This window comes from Parabacteroides sp. AM58-2XD, assembly GCF_003463685.1.
Classification (GTDB): Bacteria; Bacteroidota; Bacteroidia; order Bacteroidales; family Tannerellaceae; genus Parabacteroides; species Parabacteroides segnis.
The window spans coordinates 1-13490 of record NZ_QSDP01000006.1 but is presented as its reverse complement, the minus strand read 5'-3'; the positions used below and the strand labels follow the sequence as shown (position 1 = coordinate 13490).

The 13490-nt window shown below is 41.1% G+C and carries 13 protein-coding genes and 2 pseudogenes; 8 read left to right on the top strand and 7 right to left on the bottom strand.

Annotated features, from left to right (window positions below):
* Positions 1 to 72 precede the first annotated feature (72 nt).
* Complete coding sequence (locus DXA15_RS02530; protein WP_128133012.1) at positions 73 to 279, top strand: winged helix-turn-helix domain-containing protein; 207 nt, start codon at positions 73 to 75, stop codon at positions 277 to 279.
* On the opposite strand, the gene DXA15_RS02525 is transcribed toward DXA15_RS02530, so the two are convergent.
* From DXA15_RS02525 to DXA15_RS02500, 6 genes and pseudogenes are all read right to left on the bottom strand, one after another.
* Positions 272 to 859, bottom strand: a complete 588-nt coding sequence (locus DXA15_RS02525; RefSeq protein WP_128133011.1) for an aminotransferase class IV family protein — start codon at positions 857 to 859, stop codon at positions 272 to 274. The two genes, DXA15_RS02530 and DXA15_RS02525, sit on opposite strands and share 8 nt — an antisense overlap.
* A complete protein-coding gene (locus tag DXA15_RS02520; RefSeq protein ID WP_128133010.1) occupies positions 843 to 1829 on the bottom strand; it encodes an aminodeoxychorismate synthase component I in 987 nt (328 codons plus the stop codon). Before DXA15_RS02520 ends, DXA15_RS02525 begins: the two co-directional genes overlap by 17 nt.
* 1 nt (position 1830) lies before the next feature.
* A pseudogene (locus tag DXA15_RS02515) lies at positions 1831 to 2705 on the bottom strand (carbon-nitrogen hydrolase).
* A complete protein-coding gene (locus DXA15_RS02510; RefSeq protein WP_128133050.1) occupies positions 2702 to 3730 on the bottom strand; it encodes an agmatine deiminase family protein in 1029 nt (342 codons plus the stop codon). Before DXA15_RS02510 ends, DXA15_RS02515 begins: the two are co-directional and overlap by 4 nt.
* Positions 3731 to 3767: 37 nt before the next feature.
* Complete coding sequence (locus tag DXA15_RS02505; RefSeq protein WP_128133009.1) at positions 3768 to 4304, bottom strand: hypothetical protein; 537 nt, start codon at positions 4302 to 4304, stop codon at positions 3768 to 3770.
* On the bottom strand, positions 4304 to 5299 hold the full coding sequence (locus DXA15_RS02500) for an ATP/GTP-binding protein (protein ID WP_128133008.1): 996 nt from the start codon (positions 5297 to 5299) through the stop codon (positions 4304 to 4306). Before DXA15_RS02500 ends, DXA15_RS02505 begins: the two co-directional genes overlap by 1 nt.
* 129 nt (positions 5300 to 5428) lie before the next feature.
* Here DXA15_RS02500 and DXA15_RS02495 point away from each other — a divergent pair, with 129 nt between their 5' ends.
* The 6 genes from DXA15_RS02495 (at position 5429) to DXA15_RS02470 (ending at position 9384) form a co-directional block, all read left to right on the top strand.
* The gene (locus DXA15_RS02495) at positions 5429 to 6052 is read left to right on the top strand and encodes a hypothetical protein (protein WP_233566695.1); all 624 of its coding nucleotides are present in this window, start codon (positions 5429 to 5431) and stop codon (positions 6050 to 6052) included.
* The gene (locus tag DXA15_RS02490; RefSeq protein WP_128133006.1) at positions 6049 to 6339 is read left to right on the top strand and encodes a transcriptional regulator; all 291 of its coding nucleotides are present in this window, start codon (positions 6049 to 6051) and stop codon (positions 6337 to 6339) included. The genes DXA15_RS02495 and DXA15_RS02490 overlap by 4 nt, the downstream gene beginning before the upstream one ends.
* A 63-nt stretch (positions 6340 to 6402) precedes the next feature.
* Complete coding sequence (gene creD, locus DXA15_RS02485) at positions 6403 to 7761, top strand: cell envelope integrity protein CreD (RefSeq protein WP_128133005.1); 1359 nt, start codon at positions 6403 to 6405, stop codon at positions 7759 to 7761.
* 117 nt (positions 7762 to 7878) lie between these two features.
* A complete protein-coding gene (locus tag DXA15_RS02480) occupies positions 7879 to 8100 on the top strand; it encodes a helix-turn-helix transcriptional regulator (RefSeq protein ID WP_128133004.1) in 222 nt (73 codons plus the stop codon).
* A complete protein-coding gene (locus DXA15_RS02475) occupies positions 8097 to 8423 on the top strand; it encodes a HipA N-terminal domain-containing protein (RefSeq protein WP_128133003.1) in 327 nt (108 codons plus the stop codon). Before DXA15_RS02480 ends, DXA15_RS02475 begins: the two co-directional genes overlap by 4 nt.
* Position 8424: 1 nt before the next feature.
* Complete coding sequence (locus tag DXA15_RS02470) at positions 8425 to 9384, top strand: HipA domain-containing protein (RefSeq protein ID WP_128133002.1); 960 nt, start codon at positions 8425 to 8427, stop codon at positions 9382 to 9384.
* A 168-nt stretch (positions 9385 to 9552) separates the two neighbouring features.
* On the opposite strand, the gene DXA15_RS02465 is transcribed toward DXA15_RS02470, so the two are convergent.
* The gene (locus DXA15_RS02465) at positions 9553 to 10041 is read right to left on the bottom strand and encodes a Dps family protein (RefSeq protein ID WP_007658513.1); all 489 of its coding nucleotides are present in this window, start codon (positions 10039 to 10041) and stop codon (positions 9553 to 9555) included.
* Positions 10042 to 10447: 406 nt separating this feature from the next.
* On the opposite strand from DXA15_RS02465, the pseudogene DXA15_RS25805 reads away from it, so the two are divergent.
* Positions 10448 to 13490 (top strand): annotated as a pseudogene (locus DXA15_RS25805) (hypothetical protein); the annotation flags it as partial.

The following is a 13490-nucleotide window of genomic DNA, read 5'->3' as shown; positions in this document are numbered from 1 at the left end:
TTCGAAAAAAGAACCGGACAGTATCCCTCTACCGCCGGTTCTATATAGTATTAACTTATAAAATAACAGCTTATGAATACGCTAAGTGTAAAGTTGTCTCATAGCATCTCTCAATTGTATGAGACTTTGTGTCAGGTTGGAAAGAGTACATTTGCTGAATTACAACGAGCAACAAATTTTAAAGACACGGAGCTCTGTTTGGCTCTATGCTCGCTCATGCACGACAACAAAGTATATCAGGCACGTATCAGCAATACCGTTTATTACATTATTAAATAATGTTCTCCACCGGAAATTCGACCTCACCAAACCCGATCATCGCATTAAACAAGCGAACCAACGAATAACGGGACAAATCCTGCGGACGAATAACAGCCGGAACAATCCTCCCCTTTCCTAATAGAGATGCCCGCATCGTTCCTTCCAGCAAAGGGACCTCGGGTGTCTCCCATTGGCTACCATTCCATAAAGCAATATTGGCAATCGATGTATCCGTCACGATACCATCACGCACGATCAGGATATCGTCCGCATCTCCCTTCTGACGAAATAATTCATCCAACTTCTGACGGTCAGCACTTTTATAAGTATAATCCAGCCCGTCCGACGTGACCAGTCTCAAACGATTCACCGGACGAACGGTGTAAGGTAGATATTCCACCTTCTCCACTTCCTCCTGATATTCGACCCGGCATTTGGTACGTCCGGAATAATCTCCGGGCTGGATATAATCCGCCAGGTTTACAGGCAAGTTACATTCGAACACATCTCTCCGCGTCTTGTTGAAGCGGTAATTATGAAAGGCCAGATTAACCGCCTTTCCATCCTCGATACGGATTGTTTCAATAAATTGGCACATATACTTTTTGTTTCATTTCATTATATTCACTTTCTAAATCGCTTTGGGAAGTAATCCCACCGCCGCTCTTAAACAGGAAATCTCCTCCCTCCTGCCCGATAAAACGAATCATCACGGCACTGTCCAGACGATGGCCGTCAAAATATCCCATAACCCCGGTATAAAATCCCCGTTCGTATGTTTCAGCTTCCCCGATAATCTCCATCGTCTTTTTCTTGGGAGCTCCGGTGATAGACCCTGCGGGCAACAGCCGGAATAGTATGTCTCCCAATGAGGCTTTCCAGTCTTCCGATAGCTTACCTCTAATTTCTGAACTGACTTGCAACAGTCTTCCCCTGTTTGTCTGCAACTCATCTATATACCGGTATCGCGACACCGTCACTTCCGATGCCACCTGGCTCAGGTCATTACGAATCAAATCGACAATCGTGGCATGTTCCGCCTCCTCCTTTCTGTCTGCCAGAATCCGTTCCCGCGCATCAGGCAAAGAGGCATCGATCGTCCCTTTCATCGGATAAGAATAGATAAATCCATTCTCGATACGCACGAATATTTCAGGTGAGAAAACAACAAAACGCTCTTTCACCCATAATTTATAAGGAGCATGGGAAAGATAAAAAATCTCTTTCAACGTCAGATTCGTCCGTACCGGAGTCGCACAAGTCAGATTGACCAGATAAGAATTACCGGCATAAATATGCTCGGTCACTGTCCGGAAAGACCGGGAGTAAGTTTCAAAAGAAACCGGATTAGTCTCCCATTCAACATGTTTTTCAGGAAAGGCTTCCGCTTTTGACGTCACATTGGTAACGCCATTCAAATCATACAACACCTCACCCGGCTCTACCTCCTCCGGCTCCGCCACCCAAACTTGCTCCTGCTTATAATCAACGACAAATATAAAAGGCCGCCCGGATAATCCCAATCGATTCATATACCGGACGGCTTCTTCTTTATTGCAAAACTTCATATTATATCAAAAATCGCTCTGTCAGTCCGCCGAAAGCATCGATACGACGGTCACGGAAGAACGGCCACCAACGGCGCACATTCTCACTCCGTGCTTTATCAATCTCTACCACACGCACCTCTTCATGGTCGTTCGGAAACTCAGCCAACAACTCTCCCTGGGGACCTGCTACAAAGCTATTTCCCCAAAACTGGATACCGTTTGTCTGTCCCGAAGGATCCGTCTCATGTCCGGTACGGTTTACCGTAATCACCGGAAGTCCGTTAGCCACGGCATGTCCGCGCTGCACAGTTATCCAGGCACCCAGCTGACGTTTTTTCTCTTCTTCCGTATCACTGCTCTCCCAGCCGATAGCCGTCGGATAAATCAGCATCTCAGCACCTTTCATCGCCATCAGGCGGGCTGCTTCCGGATACCACTGGTCCCAGCAAACCAATACGCCCAACTTCCCGACAGACGTCTCTATCGGTTCAAATCCCAAATCGCCGGGAGTGAAATAAAACTTTTCGTAGTAAGCCGGGTCGTCCGGTATATGCATCTTACGATATTTTCCGGCAATCGAACCGTCTTTCTCAATCACCACGCTGTATTATGATACAATCCCGGAGCACGCCGCTCGAACAGGGAAAGTACTAAAACCACGCCCAGCTCTTTTGCTAAAGCCCCGAACTCTTCCGTAGACGGTCCCGGAATCGTTTCCGCCAGGTCGAACATCTGCGTATCTTCCGTCTGGCAAAAATACAGGCCGTTATGCAATTCCTGCAAGACAACCAGTTCCGCACCTTCGTCGGCACAAAGCCGGATGCTATTTTTCAGTTTCTTTATATTATCTGTCCGGTCACAGGTATTTGCCTGTTGAATCAATCCTATCTTCATACAATAAATTCTTTCGGGTACTGCATCGTCACACAATGCAATGAGCCATGTTGTTTAATTAACGGTAAACAATTAATACCTACAATCTCTCTGTCCGGAAACGCCGTCTGCAAGGCCGCTTTCGCCACTTCATCTTTCGGCGAATTATAGAACGGAACAAGCACCGCCCCGTTTATAATCAGGAAATTGGCATAGGTAGCCGGCAAACGCTCACCTTCCCATTCCACTTTATCCGCCATCGGCAAAGCAACCAACCGATAAGGTTCGCCATTTACCTGCGTGAACTCCTTCAATTCCTCTTCCATCTCCCGGAGTTCGGCAAAATGCTCGTCTTCCTCATCCGTGCACTGCACATAGGCTATCGTATCCTCACTGCAAAAACGCGCCAGCGTATCGACATGACTGTCAGTATCGTCTCCCGCCAGATAACCGCTTTCCAACCACAGGATACGGTCCAGCCCGAACACCTGCTTGAGATAATTTTCCAGTTCTTCCTGCTGGAGATATTCGTTTCTGTTCACGGAAGATAGACATTCGACCGTAGTCAGCAAAGTTCCCTTTCCATCCGACTCGATACTGCCGCCTTCCAATACAAACGGCTGCATATTGACAGGAACCACTTCATCGGCAAAAGTCTTGCCATGAAACAGTTTCCGCGTAATCAGATTATCATGGTTGGCAGCAAACTTCATCCCCCAACCGTTGAACACAAAATCGTACACCACCGGCACCCCGTCATCAAACACGGAAATCCCCCCATGGTCACGCGCCCAGGTATCGTTCGTCTCCATCTCACGGAAAATAACACGGCTATAATCCACCTCTCCCAACTGCGAGCGTACCGCCGTTTCATCCGGACAAACAATCAGTAACTTCTCCCGTTTGATCACCTCTTTGGCAATCTCCACAAAACAAGGAACCACCTCGTCCAGTATCGGAGCCCAATCGGTCCCTTCATGCGGCCAGGTCAGTTGAACAGCACTCTGAGGATACCATTCTGCCGGTAATATCGTTTTATTATCCATGTCTGCTAATTTAATTTTCAAACCATTAACAAAAATATCATATCCCTTCAATAATAGCTTTAAGCGTCTCTGGGTCCGATTGATATTTATTTTCTTTCAAGTATTTCAATGCTTTCTTTAAGACTACCACCTCATCCGCATTTTTGAGTTCCTGAAATAAATTCTTGAACGTAGCATCTTCCTTGCTGGAAACCTTTTTCGTTTGCTCTGTAAAAGACTTCAGATCAGATGAAAAACCAAACTGTTCCATATCAGTTTCCACATCTTCTGCACATTTAAGAATAAACCCATCTACTGCCGGTGAAATCATGACCAGATAATGAGCTTTGTCAGGATGTTTATAAAAAAACAGAGAATCAGTATGCCCCACCTCTTCAAATTCATCCACATAACGAATTTGCCTTTTATCTTTATCGACAATTCCAACGGCAAACTCATCAGCAAGCTTCTCTTTCATGACTTTAACAACGTTATTACAGCCTTTCTGGTGATTATAACCTTTTGCTGTAGGAACTAATGTTTCGAGCAAATTAGTGTCAACGTAACATTCCGGAATTATGTAAAGTTCTGCCATTATTTTAAGAAAGTTTCCGTATAAAAAAATAAATCAGCCCCAAATTCATACATTTCCTGTAACTCACTCTCAGCCGCCCTCTTCACTATTGTTTCTCCATTTCTGAAATCTACTAAGTAAATAGCCAAATCATTTCCAGGCAGTTCCAGAAAGTCATTTACGACATAAGGACTATGGGTAGTAATAAAAAACTGATTATTTTCCGAATCTATAATACTTCGTGTTACTTTAGATATAAATGGCGGATAAGAATGTGCCTCAGGTTCTTCGAAAATCAGAACTGCATTATCATTACTTTCAATAGCAGCTGTATAGAAAATCATACGTTGCAAAGAATCAGCAATAGAATGAAACGGAATCAAAAAAATCTCTCCCGGATTCTTCTCTTTAAGAACTTTAATTTCCTGACTATTCGTATCGAACACATACTTCAAATCGTAATCTTTGAATATGGCTGTTAACTCCCTCTTCAAATCAGGCAACAAAGTTACTATGTTCATTAAATTACTTCCATTCGGAGGCAGAAGATAATTTAACGGCAATTTTTCCTTTTCAAAGGAATTTGGATAAAAATAACTCCTGAATGGGTTTGCTGCCGAGATCTCAATATTCTTTTTCCCAGACAAGAGCATATTGGAAAAAGATAAAGAAAATTCCGCATCAGTATGGTCTTTATAATTTAAAAGAAATGAAAGTCCCATACTATCTAAATGAACCTCAGCATTTACAACATCCGTCTCTATCCGTATAGGTGTCTCTATATGACCATCAAAAAAAAGTTCTGCATCGCTTTCAACACGAATAAACTGCTGAATACTCCTTTTCTTTGCAAATTTTAAATAAGGAAGACAAAATAAGGACATTGCCTCCAATAAATTACTTTTACCTACATTCGGTTTACCGATAAACAGGTTAATCCTTCTACAATCATTTAAAACAACGTTTTTGATCGATTTGAAGTTATTTATATGGACATGGCTTATTTTTGTATGCATTCTTTTTGTATGACTTTAATTATACTGTAAATGCAAAGGTAATAATATTTAGAAAATCTTCTCCATTTATTTGGAATCTTCAGAAACCTCATTAACTTTGCAGCACAAAGTACTTTTTATTTTAAGTATATGAATAAACAAATAGAAGACATAAAAGCTATCCGCGAGATGATGGAGAAATCATCTAAATTCCTTTCGTTAAGCGGTTTGTCAGGCATATCAGCCGGAGCCATAGCCATTATCGGAGCAGCGCTTGCCTATTTCCATATTTTACGGGAACCGGCCAGTGCCAACTTCGATACGACACACGAAGTCATGTTCCGCGAAATCACTTTGCTGATAACCGACGCTTCCGCCGTGCTACTCTTCTCTATTTGTTTCGGTATCTATTTCTCCTGGAGAAAATCGGTGAAAAAGAACCTGATGCCCTCCAAAAGTCTGATAAAAAGGACACTTTATAACCTCGGTATCCCTTTGGTTGCCGGAGGTATCTTCGCCCTTATTTTCCTGCTACGCGGCGATTTGGCTATGGCTATCACCATGACGCTGACCTTCTACGGCCTGGCATTAATTAATGTATCCAAATACACCCTTGACGAAGTACATTATTTAGGTTTGACGGAAGTCGTATTAGGTATTGTTGCCGCCCTGTTCCCCGACTGGAGCCTCTTGCTTTGGACTATCGGATTCGGAGTTTGCCATATCATTTACGGCACAGCTATGTACATCAAATATGATTTGAAAAAAGAATGAAAAACATACTGTCCCAATTAAATAAAGCCTTCGAAAGCCGGATACGATTAGGTATCATGTCTATCCTTTCGGTAAACGAATCAGCCGACTTCAACACCATGAAGCAACTGATGGAGTTGACCGACGGAAACCTGGCCAGCCACCTGAAAGCCCTGGAGGCTCTCGGATATATCCAGTCCGTCAAACAATTCATCGGACGGAAACCCAATACCCAATATTCCATCACCGAAGAAGGACGAAAAAGTTTCAAAGAGCATTTGAATGCACTGGAAGAACTTATCAAATAATTTTTTTATCCTTTTACTTTGAATTACAAAGTACTTTTAAACTATATAAAACAGGTTTGGTTTATGGAAACAACAATTAAAAAAGTAACAAAAATCAATCAGTCTATCACACTGAAAGCACTGATTATCGGATTTCTGACCTTCATCCTCCTGATTCCGGGATTAATGATTCAGGATTTGATCCGGGAAAGACAAAACCGGAGTTTGGAAACAATCGAAAAGATTAACAACAAATGGAGCAATGCCCAAACCTTTTGCGGTCCGGTCATCTCCATCCCTTATACCACGACGCAGGTAAATCCGGACAACAAGACAACCATTCAGGAACACCTCCTGAATATCACACCGGAAAACCTGAATATCACAACACAGTTATTTCCAGAGGAAAGATATTACGGTATCTACAAAACGATCCTTTACAAAAGCGAGGTAGACATAACAGGGAACTTCGACAAAATAAACTTCCCCAAACCGGAAAATAGTATCATTCATTGGGAACAAGCCTATCTATCCATCGGTGTTTCCGACCTGAGGGGCATAACAGAAAACATCGACTTCAAACTGGATAACAAACAATTGTCGGTCGAAGCCACCGGTAACCTGGATACGCAGATAGGGAAAATGCTGGTCATGCCACTAAAGAATACCGATCCTCTCCTGTTTAGCCAGCCCCAAACATTCAACTGCAAATTAAAACTGAACGGCAGCAGTAACATCAATTTCATCCCCATAGGCAAAACAACCAAAGTGCACGTTACGGGTAACTGGAAGTCCCCCGGTTTCATCGGCAACTTCTCTCCGGAGCACCATATTACCGAAAAAGGATTCGAAGCCAACTGGAGTATCCTCAGTTTCAACCGCAGTATCCCGGAAATGTGGATCGACTACCCGGGAAACTCATTCGACGATTCCTCCTTCGGTGTAAACCTGATTGACCCGGTAAACCATTACCAGCAGAACATGCGTTCCGCCAAATATGCCATCATGTTCGTCGTCCTGACCTTTGTTGTCTTCTTCTTCGTCGAGATCCTGACCAGAAAACGGATCCACCCTATCCAGTATTTGTTGGTCGGCTTCGCATTGATCCTGTTTTACAGCCTCCTCCTGTCCATCTCCGAACAGATAAACTTCGGCACGGCCTACCTGATTGCCAGTATCGCCACCATCAGCCTGATCACAGCTTATGCTCACAGCATCTTCAAAAATAAAATACAGACCGGAGCACTCACCGGTATGTTATGTTTATTATATATTTTCCTATATGTTGTTCTGCAACTCGAAGATGTTGCCTTATTAATAGGAAGTATCGGTTTGTTTGTAATCCTAGGAACGATTATGTTCTTCTCCCGGAAAATAAGTTGGTATAAAGAAGAAGAAACAGAAGATAAACATGAAAGTGAAGAAATAAACAAAACTGAATAAAACAACAGGTATATTATACCCGAAAAGGTATACTTGTATAGTTTTTATAATATTTTATACCCGAAATGGTATAAAATATATTATACACTACTATATTTGTACCCAAACGGGTATAATATGCAATACACAACATTAGCAAAATACATAAAAGATATGCGTAAGAAATACAATCTTACCCAAATTGATTTATCAGAAAAGTCTGGGGTAGGCCTACGTTTCATCCGCGAACTAGAACAAGGAAAACAAACCCTGAGATTAGACAAAGTCAATCAGGTTCTGAACCTATTCGGATTAGAAATAGGTCCTGTCCCTATGGTTAGAAAAGATGATGAATTATGAAACAAGCATCTGTTTATCTACGAGACCGTCTTGCTGGCAAATTATCTGAAGATGAATACGGTTATACATTTACATATGATCCCGTATTCCTTCAGTCAGAAAATGCAGAGGCAATCAGTTTGACTATGCCTTTAACCGGAACACCTTATCATGATAAAGTATTATTTCCTTTTTTCGACGGATTAATACCGGAAGGATGGTTGCTGGATATTGCAGAGAAAAGCTGGAAAATTAACAAACTGGATAGAATGTCTTTATTACTGGCTTGTTGTAAAGACTGTATTGGAGCAGTAAGTGTCGTACCTGATTTAATTGAAGAATAACATGTCTAAATGTCTATATTGTTATAAAGAGTTGAAAGAAGGACAAGCAGACTTCCATCCAGCTTGTTCCAAAAAAATATTCGGAAGCCAAGTGCCTCCTATTCTTCCTTATATCAGAAACCAACTGTCCGATCTGGCACAACAAGTCATCCGCAGTCAAACTACTTTGACAGGTGTGCAGGCTAAATTATCTTTAGACCTCCATCCCGGAAAAAAAAATGAGCCGGAACGATTTACTATAGTTGGATTATGGGGAAGATATATTTTAAAACCCCAGACCGATTTATACCCCCACCTCCCGGAGTTGGAAGATCTCACTATGCATCTAGCAGAAATATCCAAAATAAAAGTCGTTCCCCATTCACTGATACGCTTTCAGGATGGAGAATTATGCTACATTACCCGAAGAATAGATCGGGGTAGCAACGGAGAAAAATATCCTATGGAAGATATGTGCCAATTATCAGAACGTTTGACGGAGTATAAATATAAAGGATCATATGAGCAAATAGCCAAACTGATTCAAAAATACTCCTCTACTCCCAAACTTGATTTAATCAATTTCTGGGAACAAGTTCTTTTCTCCTGGATTACAGGAAATGCAGACATGCATCTAAAAAATTTTTCTTTATACAGTCAACAACAAGATAAATATGAATTAACTCCAGCTTATGATATGCTTTCGACAGCATTAATTATGCCGGAGGATACAGAGGAATTGGCATTGACCTTAAACGGGAAAAAGAGAAAAATAAAAAAACAAGATTTCATCCTTGCTATTCAAGCTTCAGGCATTGAAGATAAAATAATAGAAAACCTGTTCAAGAAATTCATAAAAGCGAAACAAAGCTGGCTAAACTTTATTAACCAATCTTTCCTACCAGAAAACATGCAGGAAAGATATAAGAAATTCATTTCAACCAAGTTGGAATTACTTGCGAATAAACAACAAACCTTATAAAGGGAAAGATATAGACTCCAGCATCTGTTTTCGCCAGGAGAGAAGTTTACCGTTTTTAAATAAGCGACGTTGGACGAAGCACCAACTCCAAAAACAAAAGAGGATACCTCACGGCATCCTCTCTCCTAACGCAACGAATGAATTATTAATACTTATACTTATTTCTCATTACTTCTTGCAGTCGCAAGTTGAATAAGCTACTAACATCCAAACTAATTTTTCCTGTTCTTTCAGATAGTCGCTCATCAGCGCTACTGTAGCTTCGTCTCCGGCTTCTGAGGCAAGAGAAAGCAGTTTACGTTCTTCAGCGATAAACTGACCGTAAGTGTTCAGGATATTTTCCAGGGCTTCGTCACCGCAGGATACACCTGATACTTCTTTTACTCTGGCTACTTTCAAGTATTCGCTGAACTTGTTTACAGGAACACCTCCCAACATCAGGATACGTTCTGCCAGTTCGTCTACCTTCTCGGCTGCATTGTCGTACATTTCTTCGAATTTGCTGTGAAGAACAAAGAAGCCGTGTCCTTTAATATTCCAGTGGAATCCGCGAAGGTTTGTATAAAATACCTGGTAGTCGGCCAATAACTGCTGTAATGCTTCTACTACTTTGTTTGCTGCTGATGCGTCTAAATGCAAATAATCTAATGTTTTCATATTCTTCTGTTTTTTAATTGTTATACGTTTTTATTTTTCTTGTACTGCAAAGATACTACAGATATAAACACCTGTCAAACAGATAATTATTATACCATCATAGACAAAATCTATCAACACGGTTTCAGCAAGCAGATTACTGATATCAGATCAAAACATTCATATAAATGATATACTCAAAAAGCACATTTATACATATCGGAACAAACAAACACTCTTTTTGAAGATTTAATTAAACATCCCTCATTTTACATTTCGGTCATTTTTTCTTTACATATACACCAATAATCAATTGCTTAACAATAAAAATTCATAATCAGCGTTAATCCAACTCATTAACAATTGTAATTAAAAAAAATTTAATTTACATTTGACACATAGAATATTTGCCACTAATAATTAAAACATGATACGGAAAAACTTTATTTTATTGCTATTACTGAATTTAGCAGGAGTACTTTTTGCACAACTAACGATTTCACCCACCGCCTCACCTTCAATACCGGAGGGAAGCAACATCAATCTTGGTGACTATTTCTCTGTTAGCGGAGGAACTCCCACAGGATGGACATTGGATGGAAAAAGTATTACATTTACTAATGTTTCCTTGTCCTATAAGGACAACGGAAAGTTATTACAATGCAAAGATGCATCAGGTTCCAGCAACCTGGTCCCGATCAAAGTTATTGGAAAACCGACTGTTACCAGTCTCACCGGGATGCCGACCGAACTCCTTAAAGAAGGGGATCAGGTAACGTTGACTGTCACCTTCAAAGCAAATGGTTCTACGGGCCATACCTACCAGTGGTATATCGGAAACCAGGCAATAGCCAACGCGACGACAGCGACTTTAAACTACACATTTGCAAAAGCAGATCATGGCAAGACAATTAAAATAGCTATCAAAGCAACAGAGTTCACAGATGCAACCGAGGCCTCCGCCGGCGTTACATTCGACGGAACGATGATAACGGATAAAAACCCGGCACTGCCTGCCGGTGCAAAACTGGATAATACCGCATTCCCGGTGACGGTCGGACAGACGTTTACTGATCCAGTTGTTGATTATGAAGCAACAAATCATGGGGGTACTAACTATTTTGTCACCCAAAATACTCAATACACCAATAATGATACGCATACAGTTACTTTCAATGGAAAAGAATATTCCTGTACTATAAGATTATTGACAGCAACTCCATATGCACCTGAAAAAGTAACATCATCCATTACATCTGCAGCCAGAATTCCGGCAAACATTTTAGCAGATAACAATACATTATTTTTCGATTCAGGAATTTATGTTCCAATAGAAAGCACTGGAGAGTCAGTCTTTATTAAAACCGGATTAAAGGTTATTGGGCTTGGAGACAGAACTTCACAAAGTGAGGCAACCGTTATTGGACCTAATTACGGGTATTGGGCTACTACAAACGCATACAATTATGGACACATCAAATATAAATTTTCTCATAATGTAGTTATGGAAAATATTGTATTTGACGGTGCAGGCATGAGATTCTACGGAAATGGTTCAAAAGGGGGATCCAACCAAAAAAACAACTATTACTTCATAACACTAAACAATGTCAAAAACATAGTTTTTAAAGATATCACTTTCCGGAATATTGGAACTACAACTTACTCATATTCTATACTGAACATGACAGAAGGGGAAGCAAACATAGATAATGATGAAAGAGATCCAAATAATAAAAGATATTATATAAACATTACTTTCGAAAGTGGAAATCTCTCCGGTTCATACGAACCTATAAATATAAATACCACTGACGGACATTATTTTAAGAATATATATTTTAAAAACGCTTTAACAACAAATGTCCATCAAATAGCTATTACAGGTAAAAATGCCCATGGGAATGGTAATCCCGGTTGTCGCAACATCATTTTTGCCGGAGACCTGGAACTCTATGACAAGAAAAAAATACGTCTATGGAAATACACAAGTACAGGCATATCTTTCCCTGAAAAATATAAATACCTGGAATTAAAAACGACTCCGACGACAAGTGACTATACATACGACATCACAATTGCAAGAGAAATTGATACTCCATCAGCATCATATCCTTACCTCGATGCTTCAGATGGCTCATACATCGTCTTTAATTCTTTAAATGACCCATTTAAACCTCTTAGCAATTTATTTTCAGGGACTGTCAAAAACCAATGTACATTACCTACCCCTACATTGGTTAAATTAGTCAGCAAGGATGGGAAAGTCGGTGGTTTTACAGTTCATGACTATAGTAAAGTACAGACTAATATTGTTGCTGTCAACGCTTATACAGATCCATTAACTCAGGTAAATGAGAGTAATCTGTTTAAATATAACGGTTCTAAAATCAGCTTCAATACTACCAACCCGGAATATATCAGATTACATAACATCGACTTCTCTGAAGATTATTCCATCTATGATGCTGTTAAAGATGATGGGAACAATGTGACAAACTCCAATTACGGTAGTTTCTATAACTGTAAGTTCAAGGCGCCCCAAGAAGGGGATCCGTTGGTTGTTGAAGGAGATCTGGATAAACTTCAATGGTCGGTATCCAAGACAACTAATGAAATATATGAATACAAAGATGTAGAAAACAACTCTACCACCTCTGTGATGGAAGGTACACCTGTCTATGTACAGATCAGGCCGGTTTATCTGGACAGGGTTGACTACGACCGATGGGCTATTGAATATACTGCAACGCCGGTTGATTACCATTACCCGATGGAAGATGCAATTGCAAAAACCATCCGTTATGACTTCAACAAGGGAGAAGCCCACGTATTACCGGGTACTTATTATTATAATGTAAGTAAACTGATTCTTTACAAAGGGAACAGGGAGGTCGCAACCTATAACTACCGCGATGCCACCTGTACCCACACTGTGATCATCCAGGCGAAGCCGATAGCTAAAATACCGGCTTTGCAATGGTCGGTATCGACCGCCACTCACGAGCAATCTAACTTCCGTGACGTGGACGACCAGACAACAACGTCCGTGAATTATGGAACTCCTGTCTTTGTACAAATCCGCCCGATCGGACATGAAGACATCACTTTTGAACGTTGGGATGTTGAATACTCCGTGACTCCGGCGGAACATTATTATGGCATGAATCCAATCGTCAAGACCGAACGTCATAATTTCAACAACCGCGAAGCACATACGGAAATCGGCACATATGTCTACACTGTCACCAAGCTGACATTGTATGACCTGTATGGAAACAAAATCGTCGAGACATACGATTACAACGACTCGCCCTACCGGCACACCATCGTCATCACAGACTGCGAAGACCCCGGCCCCGGCCCGCACGGCGCCCTGCAATGGTCGGTCTCCACGGCGTCGAACCAGCTTCAGGACTTCCGCGATGTGGACAATCTGACTACGACAAGCGTGGTGAAAGGCACACCGG